This is a genomic window from Pseudoalteromonas sp. SCSIO 43201 (assembly GCF_023716725.1).
In the GTDB taxonomy this organism is placed as follows: domain Bacteria; phylum Pseudomonadota; class Gammaproteobacteria; order Enterobacterales; family Alteromonadaceae; genus Pseudoalteromonas; species Pseudoalteromonas peptidolytica.
Map to the genome: position 1 here is coordinate 2,904,988 of NZ_CP072683.1, position 23,723 is coordinate 2,928,710.

Annotated in this window: 20 protein-coding genes; 4 read left to right on the forward strand and 16 right to left on the reverse strand. The window is 43.3% G+C overall.

Translation table 11 applies throughout. The features are described from left to right. Nucleotides 1-28 precede the first annotated feature (28 nt). The gene (locus J8Z24_RS12580; RefSeq protein ID WP_176031938.1) at nt 29-958 is read right to left on the reverse strand and encodes a flagellar motor protein MotB; all 930 of its coding nucleotides are present in this window, start codon (nt 956-958) and stop codon (nt 29-31) included. 2 nt (nt 959-960) lie between these two features. After that, nucleotides 961-1,728, reverse strand: coding sequence for a flagellar motor protein PomA (gene pomA / locus J8Z24_RS12585; protein ID WP_125250891.1), 768 nt, complete (start codon nt 1,726-1,728; stop codon nt 961-963). A gap of 234 nt (nt 1,729-1,962) precedes the next feature. Here pomA and xseB point away from each other — a divergent pair, with 234 nt between their 5' ends. From xseB to dxs, 3 genes are all read left to right on the forward strand, one after another. Further along, a complete protein-coding gene (gene xseB / locus J8Z24_RS12590) occupies nt 1,963-2,202 on the forward strand; it encodes an exodeoxyribonuclease VII small subunit (protein ID WP_125250892.1) in 240 nt (79 codons plus the stop codon). Continuing rightward, nucleotides 2,202-3,101: a (2E,6E)-farnesyl diphosphate synthase gene (ispA, locus tag J8Z24_RS12595; RefSeq protein ID WP_176031939.1), complete on the forward strand. Its 900-nt coding sequence runs from the start codon at nt 2,202-2,204 to the stop codon at nt 3,099-3,101. The genes xseB and ispA overlap by 1 nt, the downstream gene beginning before the upstream one ends. Nucleotides 3,102-3,266: 165 nt before the next feature. After that, nucleotides 3,267-5,129 carry a 1-deoxy-D-xylulose-5-phosphate synthase gene (gene dxs / locus J8Z24_RS12600; RefSeq protein ID WP_176031940.1) on the forward strand — a complete coding sequence of 621 codons (1,863 nt, stop codon included), beginning with the start codon at nt 3,267-3,269 and terminating at the stop codon, nt 5,127-5,129. Nucleotides 5,130-5,524: 395 nt separating this feature from the next. On the opposite strand, the gene J8Z24_RS12605 is transcribed toward dxs, so the two are convergent. The 14 genes from J8Z24_RS12605 to J8Z24_RS12670 all read right to left on the reverse strand — a co-directional run bounded on the left by J8Z24_RS12605 (nt 5,525) and on the right by J8Z24_RS12670 (nt 21,337). Beyond that, nucleotides 5,525-8,605, reverse strand: a complete 3,081-nt coding sequence (locus J8Z24_RS12605; RefSeq protein ID WP_128732741.1) for a ligand-binding sensor domain-containing diguanylate cyclase — start codon at nt 8,603-8,605, stop codon at nt 5,525-5,527. Nucleotides 8,606-8,629: 24 nt separating this feature from the next. Next, a complete protein-coding gene (locus J8Z24_RS12610) occupies nt 8,630-9,112 on the reverse strand; it encodes a phosphatidylglycerophosphatase A family protein (protein WP_125250896.1) in 483 nt (160 codons plus the stop codon). A gap of 8 nt (nt 9,113-9,120) precedes the next feature. Next, nucleotides 9,121-10,083, reverse strand: a complete 963-nt coding sequence (thiL, locus tag J8Z24_RS12615; protein ID WP_128732742.1) for a thiamine-phosphate kinase — start codon at nt 10,081-10,083, stop codon at nt 9,121-9,123. A 43-nt stretch (nt 10,084-10,126) separates the two neighbouring features. Next, nucleotides 10,127-10,537, reverse strand: coding sequence for a transcription antitermination factor NusB (gene nusB, locus J8Z24_RS12620; protein WP_125250898.1), 411 nt, complete (start codon nt 10,535-10,537; stop codon nt 10,127-10,129). 11 nt (nt 10,538-10,548) lie between these two features. After that, a complete protein-coding gene (gene ribH, locus J8Z24_RS12625) occupies nt 10,549-11,013 on the reverse strand; it encodes a 6,7-dimethyl-8-ribityllumazine synthase (RefSeq protein WP_125250899.1) in 465 nt (154 codons plus the stop codon). A gap of 116 nt (nt 11,014-11,129) precedes the next feature. After that, entirely contained in the window at nt 11,130-12,242 is a 1,113-nt protein-coding gene (gene ribBA / locus J8Z24_RS12630; RefSeq protein ID WP_125250900.1) for a bifunctional 3,4-dihydroxy-2-butanone-4-phosphate synthase/GTP cyclohydrolase II, read from the reverse strand. 28 nt (nt 12,243-12,270) lie between these two features. Further along, nucleotides 12,271-12,927 (reverse strand): riboflavin synthase, encoded by a 657-nt coding sequence (locus J8Z24_RS12635; protein ID WP_176031941.1) that lies wholly within the window; start codon nt 12,925-12,927, stop codon nt 12,271-12,273. Nucleotide 12,928: 1 nt separating this feature from the next. Continuing rightward, nucleotides 12,929-14,041, reverse strand: a complete 1,113-nt coding sequence (ribD, locus tag J8Z24_RS12640; protein WP_176031942.1) for a bifunctional diaminohydroxyphosphoribosylaminopyrimidine deaminase/5-amino-6-(5-phosphoribosylamino)uracil reductase RibD — start codon at nt 14,039-14,041, stop codon at nt 12,929-12,931. Further along, nucleotides 14,038-14,487: a transcriptional regulator NrdR gene (gene nrdR, locus J8Z24_RS12645; RefSeq protein ID WP_010372109.1), complete on the reverse strand. Its 450-nt coding sequence runs from the start codon at nt 14,485-14,487 to the stop codon at nt 14,038-14,040. The genes ribD and nrdR overlap by 4 nt, the downstream gene beginning before the upstream one ends. A gap of 85 nt (nt 14,488-14,572) precedes the next feature. Next, entirely contained in the window at nt 14,573-15,829 is a 1,257-nt protein-coding gene (glyA, locus tag J8Z24_RS12650) for a serine hydroxymethyltransferase (protein WP_125250903.1), read from the reverse strand. A gap of 257 nt (nt 15,830-16,086) precedes the next feature. Next, nucleotides 16,087-17,370: a threonine synthase gene (gene thrC / locus J8Z24_RS12655; protein ID WP_147389354.1), complete on the reverse strand. Its 1,284-nt coding sequence runs from the start codon at nt 17,368-17,370 to the stop codon at nt 16,087-16,089. After that, complete coding sequence (gene thrB / locus J8Z24_RS12660) at nt 17,370-18,308, reverse strand: homoserine kinase (RefSeq protein WP_252095638.1); 939 nt, start codon at nt 18,306-18,308, stop codon at nt 17,370-17,372. The genes thrC and thrB overlap by 1 nt, the downstream gene beginning before the upstream one ends. Before the next feature lie 8 nt (nt 18,309-18,316). Then, nucleotides 18,317-20,731 (reverse strand): bifunctional aspartate kinase/homoserine dehydrogenase I, encoded by a 2,415-nt coding sequence (gene thrA / locus J8Z24_RS12665; RefSeq protein WP_147389358.1) that lies wholly within the window; start codon nt 20,729-20,731, stop codon nt 18,317-18,319. Between the two features lie 240 nt (nt 20,732-20,971). Further along, nucleotides 20,972-21,337 (reverse strand): response regulator, encoded by a 366-nt coding sequence (locus tag J8Z24_RS12670; protein WP_125250979.1) that lies wholly within the window; start codon nt 21,335-21,337, stop codon nt 20,972-20,974. 193 nt (nt 21,338-21,530) lie between these two features. Here J8Z24_RS12670 and J8Z24_RS12675 point away from each other — a divergent pair, with 193 nt between their 5' ends. Beyond that, entirely contained in the window at nt 21,531-23,291 is a 1,761-nt protein-coding gene (locus tag J8Z24_RS12675; RefSeq protein ID WP_147389355.1) for a sensor histidine kinase, read from the forward strand. Nucleotides 23,292-23,723 lie beyond the last annotated feature (432 nt).

Below are 23,723 nucleotides of genomic sequence, written 5' to 3' on the forward strand. Positions count from 1 at the left end.
TTCCCTGTAATTTGGCAACAAACTCTCACTAATTTTCCCTCACTTCAATGGGATCAGACTCTTTTGGTTTTCCCTGTAAAATAGAGATTTCAACGCGCCTGTTGCGGCGTCTATCGAGGTCACTATCATTCGGTACTAGCGGTCTAGTATCAGCATGCCCTACGACTAACATTCTATTTTTATCAAAGCCTCGTACTTTTTCCATTACAGTCGCCACGGCTACAGCCCGAGTTGCTGACAGATCCCAATTGTTAGAGTAAAGCTCATTCGTTACCCTAAAATCGTCAGTGTGACCGGATACCGTGATCTCTCCTGGCACATCCTTTAACAGCTCTGCTATTTCTTCAATTACAGGCTCAAATTTAGGCTGCAAAAATGCACTACCCGCAGGGAAAGAGCCATTCTCTTGAATGCGAATGATGATTTGTTGTCCTAAAGACTCTAGTTCGATAGCACCGTCCATGATTTGCTTTTCAAGTTGCTGCGCTATTTTTTTGACTAACTCATTTACCTGCTCTTGCTCTGCTGAAGCAATTGCTTGAGTCGATGCCATTTCTTGCGCTGTACTGGCTGATTCACCACCGCGCTTATTACCACGCTGCTCCTGCCTTCCCCCCGCAGACGCTTCGTCTCCAGCTTGGAACTCAAGCATTTGTTGTGTCATTTCGACGGTTTGCTGCTGGATTGTTTCAATTGGGGTAGGCTCTGGTTTTCCTGGTGTGAATTCCATTGCAATCACACTCGTACCTTTGGGTATATCTTTGACTTCAATTTTATTTTGTACGCCGAATGCAAACTTCATAGAGCCTGCAATTTGTTTAAATTTGAGTACATCCATCTCGGAAAAGGCGAGCAGCAATACAAAGAAGCACATGAGCAGTGACATCAAGTCAGCAAATGTTCCCATCCAAGCGGGCAAACCTGGCGGGGGACATTTACATTCGTTCTCATCAGACATGATTATTCCTCAGCTTCTGAACCACGTTTTGACTCAGGTAGATAGTTTTTCAAAATGCCCTCGATAACCTTGGGGTTTTGGCCATCTTGAATGCCCAAGATAGCATCAAGTATTAACCGCTGATTACGCTCCTCTTCGTCTTTACGTAATTCGAGTTTTACCTGTATTGGAATAGCCACAACATTCGCTAAGAATGCACCATATAGCGTTGTTAAAAGTGCAACAGCCATCGCTGGCCCTATCGCTTTCGGGTCATCCATATTTGATAACATGGCTACTAAGCCGATAAGTGTACCTATCATCCCCATTGCAGGGGCTATATCGGCAAGCGATTTGAACAGGCCAGCGCCAAGTTCATGGCGAGATGAGGTAAGTGCAATGTCTTTTTGCAAGGTGGCTCTCACAACATCAGCATCATGACCATCAACGAGCATATCCACGCCTTTGCGCATAAATTGATTTGGAATTTCAGCTTCTTCAAGCGCAAGAAAGCCGCCTTTACGCGCTGAATCAGCAAGTTCTACCGCTTTTTCAATCAGTTCTTCAGGTGTTTCAATTTTAAACATGAAGGCCTTTCCGGCCACTTTCCCAATCCCGAAAAATTGTCCAAGTGTAAAGTTAGACAATACAATGAAGATTGAACCACCAAATACGATAACGACGGACGGCGTGTTATAGAACATAGCGATCTGGCCATCACTACTTAATACCATAGACATTACAATCAGACCTATGGCACCCAGGATCCCTATTACCGTTGCTAAATCCACATGTCCTCCGAGGGAAGTTATTTGTGATAAATCACGCAGTTATTGTTGTTTGAGTTATCGGCAAGTTTTTCTACAACTTAACACTATTATATTAAAAAGTGTTTAAAATGCGAGTTTATAGCAGATCTTGCAAAGCTGATACGCTCCGTTGTCAAAAACTCGCTGGTTTTTTTGACCTTAGCCCTCAATCCCCCTAAAATTGCGTCACTTTTACTTTTCGAGTCAACGTGACATATGGCAGTAAAAAAACCTGATAACTTAAGCTTTGAAGAAGCAATGCAAGAGTTAGAACAAATCGTAGCAGAGATGGAAAACGGCAGTTTAGCGCTAGATCAAGCCCTTAAGCAATTTGAGCGTGGAATAAAACTTGCCAAAGCATCGAACCAAAAACTTCAGCAAGCTGAGCAACAAGTCGCAATTTTGATGGGCGAAGGTGAGCAAGCACAATTACAGCCATTTGATAACGAAGCCTAATGTCAGCAAAATTAAAAGAACAACTGCAGCATGCTAAAACGCGGGTAGAAACCACGCTTTTACGCAGCTTTGATAACATGCTAGACACAGAAGAAAATGTCTTAGCGGCAACTCGCTACAGCGTAGAAAATGGTGGCAAGCGCTTACGGCCTTTTCTAGTCTACTGTACCGGAGAACTCTTTGGCGCAGCAGCAGCAGATCTCGATAACGCAGCTGCGGCCATCGAGTGTATTCACAGCTATTCTTTGGTACACGACGATTTACCAGCGATGGATGATGATGAGCTAAGGCGCGGTCGACCTACGTGCCATATTCAATTTGATGAAGCTACCGCAATATTAGCGGGCGATGCGCTACAGACTCTGGCTTTTGAGCTGCTAAGTACACCAAACTTTACCATCAGCCCACAGTCCCAGTTACAGATGATAAGTGCCCTAGCAAAAGCTTCAGGATTACAAGGGATGGTAGGCGGTCAAGCGCTAGACATTGCCGCAACTGACCGCACCGTAACACTCACAGAGCTTGAGCGTATACATAAGCTCAAAACAGGTGCGCTTTTAAGTTGCGCAATTGAATTAGGTATGTTGTGCGCACAACCAGAGCGCCTCACTGATGAAACGCGTCAAGCAATGCGAACTTACGGTCAAGCCATTGGACTTGCATTCCAAGTACGCGATGACATCCTAGATGTCGAAGGCGATACGGCTGTACTTGGCAAACCTCAAGGCTCAGATGTAGAACATAATAAATCTACTTATCCAGCATTACTTGGTTTAACGCAGGCCAAAGAAAAAGCCGAACAGTTAATACATGAGGCGCTCAACGCGCTAGAAACGATCAATGGTGATACAGAAGTGCTTGCCGATTTAGCAAAATACATCATAGATCGAGAACATTAAGTGTGCGTATAACCTGTATACGCCAAGCTAAGAAAATGTTCACAAGTACTTTGTAAAAACTGGCTAACATAATATTATGACCAGTTAGTAAAGCATTTTAATAATTATGAAGTGAGCTGCGTAACGAACTTACGCTGAGATTCACTTAGGACTCTGATAAATAACATGAAACTTGATAGTAGCAAGTATCCTTTACTCGCGTTAATTGACGAGCCAAGTCAGCTTCGTCAATTACCCCAGCACAAGTTAACCGCCTTTAGTGATGAGCTTCGCGAATATTTGCTGAACTCAGTCTCTCAAAGTAGCGGTCATTTTGCGTCTGGCCTAGGCACTGTAGAGCTTACCGTGGCCTTGCATTATGTATATAACACACCAAATGATAGATTGGTGTGGGATGTAGGTCATCAAGCATATCCTCATAAACTACTGACAGGTAGAAGAGAGAGGATGCACACTATTCGTCAAAAAGACGGGTTACACCCTTTCCCTTATCGGGAAGAAAGTGAATACGATACTTTTAGCGTTGGTCACTCTAGCACCTCTATTTCTGCTGCACTTGGTATGGCGATTGCAGCCGAAAAAGAAGGAATTGGGCGTAAAACCGTCGCTGTAATTGGTGATGGCGCGATGACCGCAGGAATGGCATTTGAAGCCATGAACCACGCAGGTGATGTCAACCCTGACATGCTCGTTATTCTCAATGATAACGAGATGTCGATCTCCGAGAATGTAGGTGCACTGAATAACCATTTCGCTAAAATTCTATCTGGAAGTTTTTATACCAATATTCGTGAAGGCAGTAAAAAACTGCTGTCTGGCGTCCCCCCGGTCAAAGAGCTAGCAGGTCGTATGGAAGAGCACCTGAAGGGTATGATAATCCCAGGCACCTTCTTTGAAGAGTTAGGTTTTAACTACATTGGTCCAATTGACGGGCATGACGTAGATACCCTAGTAGATACGCTGCGCAATATGCGCAACTTAAAAGGACCTCAACTACTTCACGTTAAGACCCAAAAAGGAAAAGGCTATAAACCAGCAGAAGCCGACCCTATCGGTTATCATGCAGTGCCTAAGTTTGACCCTAACGTGCACAGCTTACCTAAATCAAAACCAAGCGCACCGACCTTCTCAAAGGTATTTGGTGATTGGCTATGTGATATGGCAGCACAGGACAATAAACTGATGGCAATCACACCTGCAATGCGTGAAGGCTCAGGTATGGTTCGTTTTTCAAAAGAATATCCAGCTCAGTATTTTGACGTTGCTATTGCTGAACAGCATGCAGTTACATTGGCAGCAGGCTTTGCATGTGAAGACTTAAACCCAGTTGTGGCAATTTATTCAAGCTTCCTACAGCGGGCGTATGATCAGCTTATTCATGATGTTGCTTTACAGAACCTACCTGTACTATTTGCAATTGATCGCGCTGGCGTTGTTGGCGCTGACGGTGAAACACATCAAGGCGCTTACGATCTCAGCTTTTTACGTTGTATTCCAAATATGGTGATCATGGCACCAAGCGACCTAAATGAATGCCGTCAAATGCTCTATACCGGTCACCGTCTTAATCAACCAGCAGCGGTCAGATACCCAAGAGGAAGTGCAGGCAGTGCTGAAATTGCAACTGAAATGACCGAGCTAGAAATTGGTAAAGGCAAACTAGTCAGAACAGGTGAAAAGCTTGCCATTTTAAGCTTTGGAACGTTACTTGAGAGCGCTGCAGTGGTTGCTGAGCAGCTTAACGCGACTTTGGTTGATATGCGCTTTGTTAAGCCATTAGATACTGAGTTAATTGAGGAGTTAGTGGTCACTCACGAACGTTTTGTGACGCTTGAAGATAACGCTATTGCTGGTGGTGCAGGCTCGGCCGTTAGTGAGTATTTGGCAGCTCAAGGACACTTGAAGCCAATTAAATTACTTGGTTTACCTGACGAGTTCATTAAGCATGGTTCACAAGCTGAAATCCACGCTGAGCTTGGTCTGAGTAGCGAGGGTATTGCCCAACAAATTAACGACTGGCTTAAATAAACAGCCGGAGGTTACTTCTCAAATTTATGCGTTAATAGCCAATTGTAAACAAATTTAACGCGATAATAAAAAAGGCTTCTATCAAGAAGCCTTTTTTGATCTTATACCAATTACCTTATTTAAGTGGTCTATTTTGAGGCGAGAAAATCTTGTCGATAACTCCGCTACCGCGTCCTGCTATCGCTAAGGTACCTACATCCATATAGGCAAGGCAAAAATTTTGCTATTTAGTGGTTCTAAATAAGAAATTTTTAACGCGGTTAGCGTCAGATTTACTCCTTCAAATTGAGCAAGTATTAAGGCTAATTGGTATTAGACCAATCATCTTAATTAACTGGTCTATTTTGAGGCGAGAAAAGCAGTAATAAAGGCGTAAATCATCCTTAACGTAAGGGTTATCTCATCCACACATTTACTTCAGCCAGTCCATTGCTTTGCAATAACTGTAATTGTGACTCGATATTTGCACTTTGCTCAAACTCGAACGCATCAAGCTGTTCATCAAAAATAATTGTTGCAGCGCCATCACCACCACGCTGTTTAACCTGATGTAAGGCAATATCGGCCAGATTCACCGATGATTCCCAACCAATCACTTTGCCGCCGAGTAACGGCAATGGATAGTACGACCACCCCATAGACACGGTCAGATTAGTGGTTTTACCGTTAGGTAAGCGATATTCTGTCTCAGCAATTGCTTTACACAAGTCACTCACATACTCTTCAATATAATCCCTGCTGAAGTCTCGCAGCAGCAATAAAAATTCATCTCCACTCCAACGTACAACATAATCAGATCCTTGAGTCCGAGTATTAAGTAACGTGGCCAACTGCTGCAAGCAACTATCACCACCAATTGGGCCGTAGGAGTCATTGATTTTACTGAAGTCATCAATGTTCATTATCATCAACACTAGGCTTTTATTCTGCGCCTGTAGTGACTGAGCATTACGTTGATAATGCTCTACATCTTTTGGTAGCTGATCAAACAAGAAGCGGCGGCTTCGCAGCCCTGTTAATTCATCAGAGTGACTCACCAACTTCAGCTGTGTATTCACTTGATTGAGTTTTTCATTCGCTTTTCTAAGCTCCGTGGTACGCTCAGCGATGAGACTTTCTAACGCCGCCTGCTTTCTTCTTTCCTGTGCTCTGAACACCCAGAAAATTAAATAAAACATGAAGATAAAGGCACATGTAATAAATAGCCTAAAGTAAATTGTCTCATCAAAACGACGCGGTAGTGTAACCGGTAACGCCAGTGTTTTTGCTTGCTCCCAGTCTTGCCCTTGACGTTTCGCTTCTAAAATAAACGTAAAGTTTCCTGGTGGTAAATTAGTATAAATTGCTTCTCGACGAGACTGCGCATCACGCCACTGATTATCATGCCCTTCAAGCATATATCTAAACTCGATGCTTTGCGGTGCATAGAAATCAATAGCCGTATAGTTAATCGTCAAATCTCTTTCTGACGTATCGAGTGAAATAACCTGATTCAATGAATCAGCACTAAACACTCTATCGTGGGTTGTGAGCGATTCCAAACGAGGCTGTAATCCTCCCCCTCCGAATAGCTGTACATTTTTAGGGATCTCTACCACCCCTTGCAAACTTGGATAAAAAATCGCAGATTCAGTTTCCACAACCGCATCATGCCCAAGCCCAGAGCAGCACTGACTCGGCCTACCATCAAGCTGCTTGTCAAACGGACTTATCACTTGCTCAACTTGCAAACTCTCTATCACATGAGAAAACTGTGCCACAGGCATCCTGTAAACACCTTTCATCGTACTTACCCAAATTAATTTATTGAGTTTGTCAAAATGTAACGAAAAAATGGAGCCGTATGGCAGGCCATTGGAGGCATCTAATTGATACCAATCTCCAGCCGATGTTCGATAAAATAGGCCATCATTTAGTGAGCCAACTAACGTCGTCACAGTGTCTAGGTGCAAAATACTCGTGACATAAGCTGAATCGAGAGACGTTTGTGAGCCTATTTTTTCAATGCCCTTGTCATTGTACCTGTAAGCCCCTTTGTTAGTACCAAGAAAGCCATACCTTGGAAAATCTTCAACAAAAGTCACAAATTGGCTGCCTAAGAAGGCATTGTACGCAAAGGGTGTAATACCTTTATAATCGAGTCTATACAATCCTCGCCCCGTACCAAACCACATGCCACCTCGGTTTGAAGGGCTGAGCGAAAAAACAGGATTCTGTCTCAGCTCTCGCTCATTAATTTTTTGCAAAGTACCATTTTCGTATAGTAGCGCACCGCGATCGGTGCCCAAAATTAACCTGTCGCCAATAAATTCTAAGTCATGAATCACCGAGCGGTTTAATTGGGCACTGGTTAATACCGGTTGATAGCTATCCTTTAAACTGATAATTCCCAACCCCTCACGGCTAGCCACCCATAATTTTCCGTTAGGCCCTTGAGTAATGGCGGAAATAGCTTGGTTAGTTTTTAAGCCTATATGATGACGCTCAACTTTCCCCGCATGGGCAAGCCATAACCCTTCATTTAGACTAGCAAGCCAGATATTATTATCTTTGTCCAAAAAGATGTCGGCAAACCAAATACTTTGATCTAACTGAATGGGTTCTACAGCCTGCCACACACCATTATTTTGGCGGTACAATAAACGCCCATAAGTAGAAACCCACAGCCCACCTTCCTTATCATTAAGAAACTTATAGACCGCATTGTTTCCTACTTCTTGATAGCGCCGAAGTACTTCATCAAAATCAAGAAAGTAAGCTCCCAACTCTGAGGCTAAATAGAGCTTTCCATCGACCCAAGCTAAATCGTGGATAATCGTTTGAGCCAGTTGCTCTGGCATAGAGACCTTACTGGCCAGTTCAAGCCTTACGCCATCGCCGTTTCGATTACTAGATTCACTGATTTTTAGTAAGTGACGTTCGTTCACTAACCAAATGCCATCAGGAACTAATGCCATTTTGGTAACTGAGCCAACGATCTGATTGATCTGAGTTACATCTAATGTACTTTGCTCGATATGATTTGCTGCAAGCGTAAGCTTTTTGGCGGATACATAGTACAACCCATTTGCTGCAATCCAAATACCACCATCTTTATCTTGTAATATATCTCTTACTGGGCCTTGTAGGTCAAAGCGTCTGGCTTCCAACGTTTTTGGATTAAGTCGAAGTAAGCCACGGCGGGTGCCAACCCAAAGCATACCAAAACGATCAACGATGAGCTTATTGATGGCATTACTATTTAAAAAGTCAGCATTTTGGGTGTTAAAATTTTGAAATTGGTGACCGTCAAAGCGACTCAAGCCAAATTGTGTACCAAGCCAGATATAACCTTGATCATCCTGAACCACACTTTTGACACTCTGTGATGGCAATCCACTTTGGATATTCCACTGTTTAACGACGTAATCATCAATTGCCGCATGAGTCATAAACGGTAACAGCAAAGTGAAAATGAAAAACAATAGCCTTGTCATCTTTATTCCATCACATCAGTATTATTAGACTAAGATGCCAGTTTTAAACAAAGCTTGCACGCAAATCAATGAAAAAACACCAGCTAATACATCATCTAACATAATTCCAGACCCACCATGTAAGCGTTTATCTAGCCATCTTATTGGTCCGGGCTTAAAAATATCGAAAAAGCGGAACAATATAAAACCAACAACTAAAGATTGCCAGCTTATCGCCGCACCAATCATTGTGATATAGAAGCCTGCGACTTCATCCCAAACGATTGCGGGATGATCATGTACATTAACATCGGTTGCAGTTTTTCCACATAGCCAAATACCAAGCAAAGTCATCACTATTGCCACCAAGCACTGCAACCAAACAGGTGCACTTTGGGTGAGCAAAATAAATGGTAATGCGGCAAAAGTCCCTACCGTGCCGGGCGCTTTTTTTGCCAGCCCTAACCCAAAGCCTAACGCCAAAAATTGGTGTGGCTTCTTTAAATTAAATTTGTACTGCTTAGCCAAACCTACTCCTAGCTAAAGTGCTCAAAACCTTGGCCACTTAATTGATAAGGTTGACCTTTATTAACCAATTGAACTTCACCATTATGCGCCGTAATTTGGCCAATACAAACAGGTTCAACACCATATTGTTTTAGCCGAGTTTCAACTGCATTTTTATTGTTATCATTAACGGTAAATAATAACTCATAATCATCTCCAAAACTGAGCGCTAACCGCAGTCGAGCAGCTTCATCTAGACTAGCACGTAAAGCATTCGACATTGGGACTTTATCAACGTGAATTTTGGCACCGACTAATGAGGCCTTTAAAATATGCTGTAAATCAGCCAATAAGCCGTCGGAAATATCTATTGCTGATGTCGCCAAACCACGCAACACTTGTCCTGCGGCCACACGTGGGGCTGGATAATGAAACTTATCAAGTGCTGCTTTATAATGCAGAGGATCCAGCATCAACTCCTGTTTGCGAGCTTCGATCGCTAAACCCGCATCGCCCAACGATCCGGTGACATATATCCAATCACCAACACGCGCGCTCGAGCGTTTTAAGGCTTTACCATTTGGCACTATCCCTTTTGCACACACAGTAATAGTCAGCGGCCCTTGTGTCGTGTCGCCACCAATTACTTGTACATTGTAGTACTCTGCAATTTCATGCATGCCTTCTGTAAAAGCTTCTAGCCACTCCATATCAGCTGTCGGTAATGTCAGCCCCAAAGAGATCCAGGTTGGTTCCGCTCCCATTGCTGCCAAATCACTAAGATTCACTGCAATGACCCGATGTCCTAATGCTCTTGGAGGAATGTCTTCAAAGAAATGAACGCCAGAAACCAGCGTATCAGTAGTCACTGCTAGTTGGTGACCAGTAGGTACAGATACCAGTGCACAGTCGTCTCCAATGCCAAGTTCCACATCTCGACGAATAATACCACGTCCCTTAAAATAACGATTGATTAGCTCAAATTCTTTCATACACAAAAAAGCCGGCCTAAGCCGGCTATTCCTATCGTAAAACTTATTTACGAATAAACTTAACCGCTTTGTCCAGCACACCATTGACAAACTTGTGGCTCTCTTCTGCGCCAAACATTTTTGCCAACTCTATGCCTTCATTGATCGCCACTTTATATGGTACATCTTCACGGAACTTAAGTTCATAAGCACTAACACGTAGCACAGCCAACTCAACCATATCTAATTCTTCAAGTGGACGTGCTAAATGTGGTTTGACAGCTTCATCAAGCTGCTTTTGATTAACCACTACGCCACGAGCCAAGTCTTTAAAGTACTCAACATCCACTTTAGATACGTCATTTTCGATCAACATCTGCTGTTCGATGTCGGCAATTGGGTTACCACTTAACTGCCAAGAATAAATAGCTTGTAAAGCAAGTACACGTGCTTTGCGTCTAGCTGCTGGTTTCACTGAGATTCCTCTTAAATTTGCTCTAGCACGTTCACCATTTCTAGTGCACCAAGGGCAGCTTCACCGCCTTTGTTACCCATTTTAGTGCCCGCGCGCTCTATAGCTTGCTCAATGCTCTCAGTAGTTAACACCCCAAAAGCAACTGGAATATCATAATCTAATGAAACACAAGCCAAACCTTTGTTTGACTCATTCGCCACTAAATCGAAGTGTGGCGTACCACCACGGATGATCACACCTAAGGCAATGATTGCATCATGCTCTTTTTTCATTGCTATGCGCTTTGCTGCTAGTGGTAGTTCAACCGCTCCCGGTACATACACTACCGTGATGTCCTCATCACTAACACCACCAGTACGCTTTAACTCATCTACCGCACCCTCAAGTAGGCTGCTACCAATGAAATCATTAAAACGTGAAATGACAATGGCAAATTTTTTGCCAGGAGCGTACTTATTACCTTCGATTACTTTCATTAGATGTTCCTAATCTGTATGAGCAATTGCCAAATTGAGGCGCATGATAGCACAGTAATATGGTAATCGCCTACTATCTGACTATAGGCGATTACAATCAATTTGGCTTTTTGAAATTAATTTGGTTCGACGTATTCAACGACTTCTAAATGGAAGCCTGACAGAGCATGGTACTTTTTCGGAAGACTCATTAGGCGCATCTTCTGAATACCTAAATCAGCCAAGATTTGAGAGCCAATACCAACGGTACGTGATGTGCCTTGGAATTTACGATAATTAACTTGCTCTCCAGCATCTTCTGCGGCAAAAGCTTTCACCAAGGCTTCCATATCTTCGCTGCGCTCTTGTTTACCAAGGATCACTAAAACCCCATCATTTTCAGCGATATGCTTCATAGCGCTTTGCAGCGTCCAACTTCTATCCGCGCTGCGATCAGAATGGAGAATATCGTTAAACGTGCTTTGTAGATGCACACGTACCAAGTTTGCATCTTCCGTTTTAATGTCACCTTTGACCATTGCATAATGAAGTTGATTATCAATAGTATCTTTGTAAGTTACTAAATTAAACTCACCAAATTCAGTAGGTAATCGACATTCCGCCACTTTTTCAATGGTAGTTTCATTTAAGTTACGATATTCAATTAAGTCTGCAATGGTACCGATTTTTATATCGTGCTCTTTGGCGAATACTTCTAGTTGTGGGCGACGTGCCATGGTGCCATCTGGATTTAGAATTTCAACAATCACAGAGGCAGGCTCCAGTCCTGCCAAACGCGCTAAATCACATCCAGCTTCAGTATGACCTGCGCGCGTTAAAACGCCGCCCGGCTGCGCCATAATTGGGAAGATATGACCTGGCTGTACAATATCCTCAGGTACTGCACCTTTAGCGACCGCAGCTTGCACGGTACGAGCACGATCAGCAGCGGAAATACCTGTTGTTACGCCCTTCGCAGCCTCAATAGACAAAGTAAAGTTGGTAGAAAACTGAGCACCGTTAGTTTTCACCATCAATGGTAAGTTAAGCTGCTCACAACGCTCTTGCGTCATGGTCAAACAGATTAGCCCACGACCATACGTTGCCATGAAATTAATTGCATCTGGTGTAATGTGCTCTGCTGCAACGATCAGATCACCTTCATTTTCTCGGTCTTCATCATCCATCAAAATAACCATTTTACCGGCTTTAATATCGGCGATGATTTCCTCAGCACTATTCAAACTCATAGTTTTCCCATTTTTACTTTGTCTGTGGCTACTTTATAAAGCCAGCTTTCGCCAATAGACTTGTTGTGAGAGTGGTCTCGCTGGCAGCGCTTGGCTCCCCCTGAATTAGTCTTTCGAGGTAGCGGGCGATTTGATCGACTTCAAGATTTAATTCTGAGCCAACTTGAAACCCTGCAATCGTAGTTTCTTGCGCCGTATGCGGCACAATCGTTAATTTAAATCGATTTTGTTCAACTGCGTTAACGGTCAAGCTAATACCATCAATGGCAACAGAACCTTTATAAGGTATATATTTCATTAGTGATGCGGGGGCAGATAACCAATAGTCGGTCGCTCTAGCATTCGGGGTTATCTCTACCACTTTAGCTATCCCATCAACATGGCCGGACACTAAATGGCCGCCCAAACGCGATGCCGGTTGTAACGCCTTTTCAAGATTGACCGTTTGCCCTTTTTTATATTCGGCAAAGCGCGTCAAACTTAAGGTTTCATTAGAAACATCAGCTTTAAATCCATCTTGAAACTTCTCAGTTACAGTAAGGCAAACACCATTGGTTGCAATACTGTCCCCTAAGTTTACATCACTCATATCAAGTGACGATGAGCTCACTCGGACAACTAAATCACCACCCTTTGGCTGCAATTGAGTTAGTGTCCCTGTCGCTTCGATAATGCCTGTAAACATGTTACTTCTCTTTAGTCGCAGTAATTTTAAGGTCAGGCCCCACTGGCCTCACATCGTCAAATACCAATTCAGGTATTTGCGCCATCGACTGTAACGGCACGGTATTAAACAACCCGCTCCCTGAGCCAATGATTTTTGGTGCTAAATAGACAATATACTCATCAATCAGCCCCTGCTCGTGCATCACTCCGGCAAGGGTTGCTCCGGCTTCTAACCACACATAATTATGTTGTTTTTCAGCCAATGTGCTAAGCACCGCTCGTAGGTCGAGTTTGCCATTAATTTCAGGTACGACTACTTGTTCTACGAAATAAGGCCAATCTTTTGAATTATCAATAGTACGGCGAAAAATAATCACAGGAGATGTAATGCTAAATAGTGCAAGGTCAGGAGTCAGTCGATTTTGAGAATCAATGATTGCGCGTACAGGTTGACGTAACTCTGATTGCGGGTAATCGCAGTCTTCTAACAGCGCCTCACGCACATTCAGCCTTGCATTATCGACAATTACAGTATCGGCTCCGCTCAGGACAACACAACTTTGCGCGCGATGATGCTGCACATCCAAGCGTGCTGCGTCAGAGGTGATCCACTTGCTTTGACCATTATTTAATGCTGTTTTGCCGTCAATAGAGGCTGCAAGCTTACAGGTTACGAACGGCAATCCCTGTTCCATTCGTTTCAAAAAGCCATTATTTAGCGCTCTAGCTTGTGGTTCTAGCAAACCAAAGGCCGTTTCAATACCCGCAGCTTCTAGCATTGCCAATCCACGCCCTGCAACTTGCGGGTTAGGGTCAACCATAGCTGCAACCACTTTACTGATACCTGCGTCAATCAGACCTTTTGCACACGGTGGCGTTCTACCGTAATGACTACAAGGTTCGAGTGTTACATAAGCCGTGGCACCAGCAGCTTTAGCTCCAGCTTGCTTAAGCGCATGTACTTCAGCATGGCCTTCACCTGCTTTTAAATGCGCGCCTTCACCAACGATTTCACCGTCTTTTACGATCACACAACCTACGTTGGGGTTTGGGGTTGTGGTGTATTTACCGCGCTTTGCGAGCGTGATAGCTCGGCTCATATATTCATGATCTTGTGATTTGAACTGGCTCAATCCCCCAACCTCGCAATCTCTTCACCAAACTCACGAATATCCTCAAACGAGCGATACACTGAGGCAAATCGCACGTAAGCCACTTTATCAAGTTTTTTGAGGGCTTCCATAATACATTCACCAATCATGTCACTTGGAACTTCACGCTCGCCTGTACCACGAATTTGAGATTTAATCTGATGTACTACTTCTTCTATTTGTTCTGTACTAACAGGGCGCTTTTCCAGCGCTCGGTGCATGCCATTAAGCAGTTTGTCTTCGTTGAACGGCTCTCTGGTGCCATCTTGTTTTATTACTCTTGGCATCAGAAGTTCCGCGCCTTCAAAAGTAGTAAAGCGTTCGTGGCATAAAATACACTCACGGCGACGACGGACTTGATGGCCGGAAGCAACCAATCGTGAATCTATCACTTTGGTATCTTTGGCTGTACAAAATGGACAATGCATAGACGCTCTCGTTGAGTTAAAAACAAAAAAGGCCGCTTGAATGCGGCCTTAATCATAACAAAAAACTGCTTTTTTGTGAGCGAAATTATGCGTAAACAGGTAATTTAGCGCAAATTGCTTTTACTTTTTCTTTCACTTGTGCTTGTACAGACTCATCATTGATGTTGTCTAGTACATCACAGATCCAGCCAGCAAGCTCTTTCGATTCAGCTTCTTTAAAGCCACGACGAGTGATCGCAGGAGAACCGATACGAAGACCTGAAGTAACAAACGGTGAACGAGGGTCGTTTGGTACAGAGTTTTTATTTACTGTGATGTTTGCACGGCCAAGCGCAGCATCTGCATCTTTACCTGTGATGTCTTTGTCAATCAGGTCAAGTAGGAACAGGTGGTTTTCAGTTTTGCCAGAAACCACTTTATAACCACGTTCCTGAAGTACCGCAACCATCGCTTGTGCGTTTTTAACCACTTGCTCTTGGTAAGACTTGAACTCTGGCTGTAGTGCTTCTTTGAACGCAACTGCTTTCGCAGCGATAACGTGACATAGAGGACCACCTTGGCCACCAGGGAATACGGCAGAGTTTAGCTTTTTGTAGATCTCTTCATCATCACAAGCAGAGATGATAAGACCACCACGAGGACCCGCTAGCGTTTTGTGCGTTGTTGTTGTTACAACATGTGCATGAGGCACTGGGCTTGGGTAAATACCAGCAGCAACGAGACCTGCAACATGCGCCATATCAACAAGTAGGTAAGCACCTACTTTGTCAGCGATTTCGCGGAACTTAGCCCAGTCAACGATACCTGAATACGCAGAGAAACCGCCGATGATCATTTTTGGTTTGTGCTCAAGTGCTAATGCTTCAACCTGAGCGTAATCAATTTCGCCAGTTTCTTCGTTTAGACCGTACTGGATAGCATTGTACGTTTTACCAGAAAAGTTTACGTGTGAACCGTGTGTTAAGTGACCACCGTGAGCAAGACTCATACCTAGCACTGTATCATGTGGCTGAAGTAGCGCTTGGAATACCGCCGCATTTGCTTGTGAACCAGCATGAGGCTGAACGTTTGCGTAAGTCGAACCAAATAGCTCGTTGGCACGGTCAATGGCAAGCTGCTCAACCACGTCAACGTGCTCACAACCACCATAGTAACGCTTACCTGGGTAACCTTCAGCATACTTGTTTGTTAGCTGAGAACCCTGGGCTTCAAGTACACGTGGGCTACAGTAGTTCTCAGAAGCGATAAGCTCGATGTGCTCTTCTTGACGTGAAGTTTCTGCTTCAATCGCTGCAGACAATTCTGGGTCAAAATCTGCAATATTCATGTTACGTTCTAACATGGTTTCTCCTAGGTAAACGTAAGGGTATTTTTAAAGACAAACTAGCGCCGGTAAGTGGCCAGTGTGTCTATGAAATCAGCATGGGTATATTTAATCAGGGATTGAATTTATTTCACACCCCTATCGCGATGATATTTTTTTATTTAAACATTAATATTTTAAATGAGACAACCTAAGTTGCATTTGAAAAGCTAATATAGTTACGAAATTGAACATACCTAAGTGAGCTATTTACCCACTTAGGTCCCCGTTCTGATCTAGTTCAACTTTGCCAATATCGCCGTCTTCAGGGCGTTATAATCGGCACTAAGTGACTCAGCTAAACAGGTCTTTTTCAGCGCATCAGCCAACGGTTTCGGCATATCAAGCTTATGATTTAAAACATCTTCTACAGACTCTTTGAATTTTGCAGGATGTGCAGTTGCAAGGAAAATCCCGGTTTCATCCGCTTGAGAGTCAAGCGCTAATCCCTCGTAAGCGATCGCTGTATGCGGTTCAGCCAAATAGCCTTTGTCATGTAATTCTTGCATGACTGTTTGAGTGCGCGCTTCCGACACTGAACGTGAATAAAAGTCATGTTTGTTAAAATCACCTCTTTCCAACATGATTTCAACTCTAGGCCAGTTATTAGGTTTGCTCACGTCCATCGCATTAGAGAGTGACTCCAACGTATCGTTTGGCTGCCACTCACCTGATGTAACATAACGAGGCACAGTATCATTCTGGTTTGTCGTCGCACTTAGCTTAGCGATCGGTAATCCTATTGCTGCCGCTATCATCGCTGCGCAAACATTACCAAAGTTACCACTTGGCACTGAAACATGCACTTTATCACGCTGCGACTTAGGTAATTGTGCTAGTGCTTCAAAGTAATAACACACTTGCGCCACTAAACGGCTGATGTTGATTGAGTTTGCCGAATTAAGACCAAGTTTTTGCTTCACCTCGTCATCAAGAAATGCAGACTTCACCATCGCTTGGCAGTCATCAAAGCTACCATCTACAGCATAGCAATGAATGTTTTTCCCAAGTGTTGTAAACAGCTTTTGTTGAGCAAGTGAAATTTTGCCATGGGGATACAGGATCACTACATCAACGTTTTCTTTTTCGTAAAAGGCATGGGCAACGGCAGCACCTGTATCACCACTTGTCGCTGTGAGGATAGTTACACGTTCACCTTGATTAAACATGCTGATACATTCAGCCATAAAGCGACCGCCAAAGTCTTTAAACGCTAACGTTGGACCATGAAATAACTCTAAGCAATACTGGTTGTCAGCAACCTCCACAAGCTTAGCTGGAAAGTTAAATGCGCGCTTTACCATGTCATCTAGTGTGTCTTGTGGTAATTCATCACCGATAAGGTGGTGAAGTACTCTGGCACTGCGCTCAGCAAAAGGTAGTGCAAGTAATGCGTCAATATCCGCAATACGCTCAAAAGATGGTGGAAAGAAAACACCCTGATTGCGACCTAGGCCAATTTTGACCGCTTCGACGAATGAGACGACCTGCTGCTCGTCCTTTAAATTTACTAACTTCATTATTTCTGATCCTTTAATTCTCTTGTACCTTGCGTATCTAGTCGGCAAATATGGCTAAACCCTGCATCATTAATATAGTGTTGCTGCAACCATTGCTGTACGGCATTTGCCTGTTGCTCAGACTTACAAATTGCAAATAATGTAGGTCCTGCTCCGGAAATACTCACCAGCTCGGCTCCTAGGGCTGGTAGCGCCTTTTTCGCTTCGCTAAACCCGGCAATGAGTGGCGCTCTCGCTTCCTCGGCAATACTGTCTTTCATCATCGACAGTGCGTTATCAAATTGCCCTGACTGCATCAGTAAACAAAAACCAGATAGTCGCTGGGCAAATTCCACCGTATCATGCAATGAAAACTGCTGCGGTAGTGCTTGTCTTGCTTTTGCTGTGTTTAGTGCAAAGCCTGGATAAGCAATGACATAAAACCAGTTTTCATCATACGCAACACTGATTGCTTTGCTCGGAATGCAGTCCGCAGTCAGTTGCAGTCCACCAAGGTAGCATGGCGTGATGTTGTCGTAGTGACGACCGCCACTGACCTTAGCTTCAAAGTCGGCCATCAGTTCAATAAGCGCCTCTTGGCTTAATTGCGTATCGGCAAAATCATTAAGTGCAGCAAAAGCAGCAACTACAGAGCATGCGCTTGAACCTAACCCAGAACCAACAGGAAGACCTTTATATAAAGTCATGGCAACCGCTGGCATGTTTGGTGCTACATGCTGCTTGAAGTGCAGTAAACACTGAAACGCCAAATTGTCCTTGGGATCGGCTGAGAGCTTTTCAGCATATGGGCCAATACAATTGAACGTATCATACTCTGCAGCTTCAACACTGACCTGATCACCCAGTAAACTGCCATCAATGGGTTCAAGTGCGGCGCCCAGTGCGTCAAAGCCAACACAAAAATTTCCGATAGATGCAGGTGCATAAAATGTTTTCATCATTACCCCTACCTCGACAGCGTTTTTAGAATATCTGTAAACACGCCAGCAGAGGTCACTTCCGCACCGGCGCCATACCCTCTGATCACAAAAGGTTTTGGCTGATAGTACTGGCTTAAGATTGCGAGTGCGTTTTCACCATCACGAATATCATACAAAGCGTGCTCCTTATCTACGGCTTCAATACCAACGCGGCATTTGCCATCAACAATTGAACCAACATAGCGTAGCACTTGGTCTTGTGCTTTTGCCGCTGTTATACGGGCTGAAAATGCGTCATCTAATTGAGGTAATTGCGCCATAAATTCATCAACACTGGCACCCTCTGCAAACCCTTCAGGCAACACTGACTCAACTTCAATATCGTCCAGTTCCAATGGCAATCCCGATTCGCGGGCAATGATGAGCAGCTTACGCGCGACATCCGTTCCAGATAAATCATCGCGTGGATCAGGCTCTGTAAAGCCATTTTGTTTGGCTTTCTCTGTTGCTTCCGATAGCGATAAACCATCTGATAATACGCCGAAAATATATGACAGCGAGCCAGACAAAATACCACTGAATGACAGCAGTTCATCTCCTGCGCCAAACAGCAATTTAAGGTTGTCTAGTACAGGTAGACCTGCTCCAACGTTAGTTTCATATAAAAAGTGACGGCGCTTAGCTTGTGCAGCTTGTTGCAGCGACTGATAATACTCATAACTGCCTGTATTTGCTTTTTTGTTAGCCGCAACGACATGAAACCCAGCATTTAGAAAGTTTAAATAGTTGTCTGCGACAAATTGGGCAGCACTACAATCGACAATCACAGGGTTTATTAAATGGTTTTGCTTAACAAACTGGCTAACGTGTTGTAAATCAAAACCCGATTCAGCTTTTTCAAGTGCCAATTCCCAGTTATCAAATGGCACACCTTCAGGGTCTAAATAACATTTACTCGAGTTGGCAATACCATAGAGATTCAAGCGAATATTACGCTTTTCGAGCCATGCTTGCTGTTTATGAAATTGCTTCATTAATTCTTGACCCACTAAACCACAGCCAATCAAGAAAACATCAATGGAAGGTACGTGCGTGAAGAAGTTTTCGTGACACACCTTTACTGCATCTTGGCAAAGCTCACCATCAACCACCGCCGAAATTGAACTTTCTGTTGAGTCCTGCGCGATGGCAACAATATTCACCTGGGCTTGAGCGAGCGAAGCAAAGAATTTGGCAGCAAGACCTTTGTGCGCTCTCATGTTGTCGCCAACCAAAGTAACGATAGCAAGATTACGCTGCACTTCAATTGGGTCGATTAACCCAGCTTGGGTTTCAAGCTCAAATGCCTGTTCCAGCGCAGCCAGCGCGAGACTTAGGTCTTGCTCATGGACACAAAAACTAATACTAAATTCACAAGAAGATTGTGTAATCAGTACGATAGAGACATTGTCTGCTGCCAGTGCAGAAAAAACCCGGGCAGCCATGCCTACCTTGCCTTTCATTCCAGGCCCTGCCACAGTTAACATAGCCAGTTTGTCTAGACTCGAAAGCGCTTTTACTGGAGCCTCGCCACCACCTTGTGCACAAATCAGTGAGCCGGGCACTTCTGGGTCATGAGTATTTTTAATTTCGCACGGCACATCCGCTTTGGCGCAAGGTAAAATGGTTTTTGGGTGCAGCACTTTAGCGCCAAAATAAGACAATTCCATTGCTTCTTTATAAGACAGCACATCAACTTTAGTTGCCTTTTTAATAAGACGAGGATCGGCACTATAAACACCATCAACATCAGTCCAGATTTGGCAGATTTCGGCTTCAAGACAAGCTGCTGCAACTGCCGCAGAATAGTCAGAACCATTACGACCAAGCGTTGTCAGCTCACCCGCTTCATTACTGCCTGTGAAACCCGCCATAATATAAAAACGCGATGCGTTGGCACGAACCATCTCTGCAAAACATAATTTACTCAACCTAAGGTCAACTTCCGCATCAAGGTATCCGCCTTGTGTTTTTACGCACGCTTCAGCACTTAACGAAACCGCATCGGATTGCAGCATGGTATCCATTAGCGCGACACTTATCCGCTCACCAAAGCTAATGACATAAGCTCTGGCTTGACTTGGGCAGTGCCCCAGTAGCTTTGCACCATCTAGTTTATTCTTCAGTAATTCAAAGTCAGGCCAGCCCGAAACACTACCGTACACAGCTTGTACTTCATCGTGTAAGCCTTGGCTACGAGATGCAAATGACTGCCATTGAGTGTCAAATTCAACTCCTTGCCCTGCTAATTCAGCAAGCTCAACTAATTGATCTGTCATGCCACCAGGGGCGGAAAGCACGACGAGTGCTTGTTGTTGCCCATGATCTTTAATGAGCTGTCTTACTCTTTGTAAACAGGCAAAATCTTTGAGGGAAGACCCTCCAAACTTTAGTACTCGCATCATTTTTCCTCATTCCAAAAACAAAAAAAGCCTGTGTTCTTAGTGAACACAGGCCTTTTTTAAACTCGCACTGACCTATGCCACTATCCAGTTAGGATGGTGGTTGTAATAATGGTCGTAGTGATGATATTCGTTTTCATAAAATTAGATTGCCTGAAGTGTAGTCATACTGTCAATACGAAATAGCAAAATAGATTATGCAAATTTCTAATAGTGGCATTTGTAATCTGCATAGATAAGTTATCTTATCCCAAATTTATGCAATAGTTCCAAAAGCTGTTCAGCTTTGGCTGGCTTTTCTAGAAACCCCAGCGCGCCCAAGCTTGCAACTCTTTCTTTCATTTGCGCCTGAATATCGGCTGAAATTACCACTACATAACATTCAATTTTATTGGTTTTTATTGCTTCAAGCACACCAATGCCGTCTAATATTGGCATGGTCAGATCAAGACACAACAAATCGATTTGTTGTGCTTGCAGTATCTCCATTGCTTGTTGGCCATCCTTTGCTTGGTGCAACACGATATCTAAATTGCTCTGCAAGTGTTTTATTACTTGCTTTCGGGCTACAGCCGAATCATCGCAAACTAAGACGGAATAACTCATAAAGTGGCCAGTCTTGTACTTAATAAAACGGTCATTGGATAACACTAACTTATAACACATTAAACTTTGCTTAGTAAGGCGCTAAAAAACATATTTAATTAAGATATTTATTTATTTTTAACCATTTATTGGCTAACTTTAAAGGCAGATTATACAAAGGCGATGAACTAACCGTAGGAGCTCAGCTTAATTCATGCTGCAAAAAAGCCTCTCAAAAAAATTGCTCACTAATGTGTTGTCGGTTTACTTCCTTCTAACCTTTGTCGTCACATGCGGTCAAGTGATTGCTGAATACGTCAACACAAAAGACTATATTCGTAATGAGCTGACGATGTTACAAAAAACATTCAGTAGGAGCCTGACGCGCGCTATTTGGGAACTCAACACCAAACAGACAGTCACCACAGCTGAAGGCTTGCTGGCAATTCCCATGATTGAAGGGATCATTGTACGTGATGACAGTGGTGAAATTATTTCTCAGCTTGGACGTTCGCTGGATATTCACGAGCTTTACAGTCAACAGCTTGTTCAAGAAGAAGCAATAATTGAGGACACACCGTCAGGTCTATTCGGTTACACCTTTCCGCTGATATTCGAGTTTTCAGGTCGCGCTACACAGGTTGGAGATGTGACGTTATTTTCAAGCCGAGAAGTCGTGCTTAGTAGGATCATGATATCGATTTACTTCTTAATCGGTAACGCCATGATTAAAACCACCTTTTTGATTATTTTGTTCTTAATTGCATTTAGAAAGCTGCTGACTGAGCCGCTGAGTGAACTTACCGAACAGATAGAAGAGTTCGAAATAGACAATGTTGATGGCCATAGAATAGACATTGGAACGAAGGAGCGTAACGAATTAAAGATAATGGAAGAAGCGTTTAACAAGTTGATCGATAAAATTTCTGAATACCGTAAAAAATTAGACCAAACACAAAAAGAGCTCATCATTAGTAATGAAAAGCTAGATCAACACAACATCCAGCTTGAACAAGAGGTCGCGCGTAAAACTTCTAATCTCAGCCAAGCGATGATGGATTTACAACAACAAAAATACGAGTTAGAAAAACAAAAGCTAACACTGACCGAAGAAATTGATCTTAGAAAGCAAACAGAAGAAGAGCTGTTAACGAAACAAAAAGAGCTCGAAAAATATGTTGATGAGCTAAACATGGCGCAAGAGCGCTTAGTGGGTTCGGAAAAAATGGCCGCGCTTGGTGGACTTGTCGCGGGTATTACTCACGACATCAACACCCCAGTGGGAATAGGCGTTACTGCCACCTCGTTTCTACAAGAGCGATTGGATCAGCTAGAGTCTGCTTATAATGCCAAGACCCTTTCTCCTAAAGCATTAGAGGAATTTATTAGCGAAGCCAAACAGAGCGCTAGCCTGCTTACCACCAATTTAGATAGGGCATCTGAGCTCGTTGCAAGCTTTAAACAAATTGCCGTTGACCAAGCCAGTGAAGCGATAAGAACGATTAATATGAAGCAATACCTTGGTGAGGTTATTCGTTCTTTGCACCCAAAACTGAAAAAAACACATCACCAGGTCAATATCGAATGTCCAGAGGACATGACGCTTAACTTACCAGCTGGCGCAATTAGCCAAATTTTTACTAACCTTATTATGAATTCGCTGATCCATGGCTTTGAGAATCAAGATAAAGGTAATATCGATATAAAAATCACCGAAGATAATGGTGCTGTTAATATTGTTTATCAAGATGATGGTAAGGGCGTGACAAAAGCACAACTTGAGCGCCTGTTTGACCCATTTTTCACTACCAAACGTGATCAAGGCGGTAGCGGATTGGGCACACATATTACCTTAAACTTGGTGAAACAAACATTGAATGGCGATATTGAAGTAACAAGCGAAGAAGGAAAAGGCTTGACTTACTATATTAGCTTTCCCAAAGATCTTCAAAAACCAATGGCTATGTTCCACTAGCCATTGGTTTTTGGCCCTTGCCAAGCAGGTACAACAGTTGAACGGCTGCCACCAGTTTTGTTTTTTTAGAGCCTCGCAGAAATGTACACTATCCCCTTGTACAAATACCAAACAAACCAACGTAAAAAAGATTTTAAGGTAAATGATTTCGACTTATACCAATTACCTTAATGTAAGTGGTCTATTTTGAGGCGAGAAAATTTTGTCAATAACCCCGCTACCGCGTCCTGCTATCGCCACAGTACCCACATTCGTGTAGGCAAGGCAAAAATTTTGCTATTTAGTTGTTCTAAATAAGAAATTTTTAACGCTGTTAGCGTCAGATTCACTCCTTCAAATTGAGCAAGTATTAAGTCAGATTGGTATTATATGAATTGATTAGCGAATATCTTCTGGAATACAAGCTTACGCCTTTTTGCTATGATGAGCGCA

Excerpts from the sequence above, each read along its gene's own strand:
- J8Z24_RS12580 (WP_176031938.1), bottom strand. The coding sequence starts at position 958 with ATGTCTGATGAGAACGAATGTAAATGTCCCCCGCCAGGTTTGCCCGCT.
- xseB (WP_125250892.1), top strand. The coding sequence starts at position 1,963 with ATGGCAGTAAAAAAACCTGATAACTTAAGCTTTGAAGAAGCAATGCAA.
- ispA (WP_176031939.1), top strand. The coding sequence starts at position 2,202 with ATGTCAGCAAAATTAAAAGAACAACTGCAGCATGCTAAAACGCGGGTA.
- dxs (WP_176031940.1), top strand. The coding sequence starts at position 3,267 with ATGAAACTTGATAGTAGCAAGTATCCTTTACTCGCGTTAATTGACGAG.
- J8Z24_RS12605 (WP_128732741.1), bottom strand. The coding sequence starts at position 8,605 with ATGACAAGGCTATTGTTTTTCATTTTCACTTTGCTGTTACCGTTTATG.
- thiL (WP_128732742.1), bottom strand. The coding sequence starts at position 10,083 with ATGAAAGAATTTGAGCTAATCAATCGTTATTTTAAGGGACGTGGTATT.
- ribH (WP_125250899.1), bottom strand. The coding sequence starts at position 11,013 with ATGAAAGTAATCGAAGGTAATAAGTACGCTCCTGGCAAAAAATTTGCC.
- ribBA (WP_125250900.1), bottom strand. The coding sequence starts at position 12,242 with ATGAGTTTGAATAGTGCTGAGGAAATCATCGCCGATATTAAAGCCGGT.
- J8Z24_RS12635 (WP_176031941.1), bottom strand. The coding sequence starts at position 12,927 with ATGTTTACAGGCATTATCGAAGCGACAGGGACACTAACTCAATTGCAG.
- nrdR (WP_010372109.1), bottom strand. The coding sequence starts at position 14,487 with ATGCATTGTCCATTTTGTACAGCCAAAGATACCAAAGTGATAGATTCA.
- glyA (WP_125250903.1), bottom strand. The coding sequence starts at position 15,829 with ATGTTAGAACGTAACATGAATATTGCAGATTTTGACCCAGAATTGTCT.
- thrC (WP_147389354.1), bottom strand. The coding sequence starts at position 17,370 with ATGAAGTTAGTAAATTTAAAGGACGAGCAGCAGGTCGTCTCATTCGTC.
- thrB (WP_252095638.1), bottom strand. The coding sequence starts at position 18,308 with ATGAAAACATTTTATGCACCTGCATCTATCGGAAATTTTTGTGTTGGC.
- thrA (WP_147389358.1), bottom strand. The coding sequence starts at position 20,731 with ATGCGAGTACTAAAGTTTGGAGGGTCTTCCCTCAAAGATTTTGCCTGT.
- J8Z24_RS12670 (WP_125250979.1), bottom strand. The coding sequence starts at position 21,337 with ATGAGTTATTCCGTCTTAGTTTGCGATGATTCGGCTGTAGCCCGAAAG.
- J8Z24_RS12675 (WP_147389355.1), top strand. The coding sequence starts at position 21,531 with ATGCTGCAAAAAAGCCTCTCAAAAAAATTGCTCACTAATGTGTTGTCG.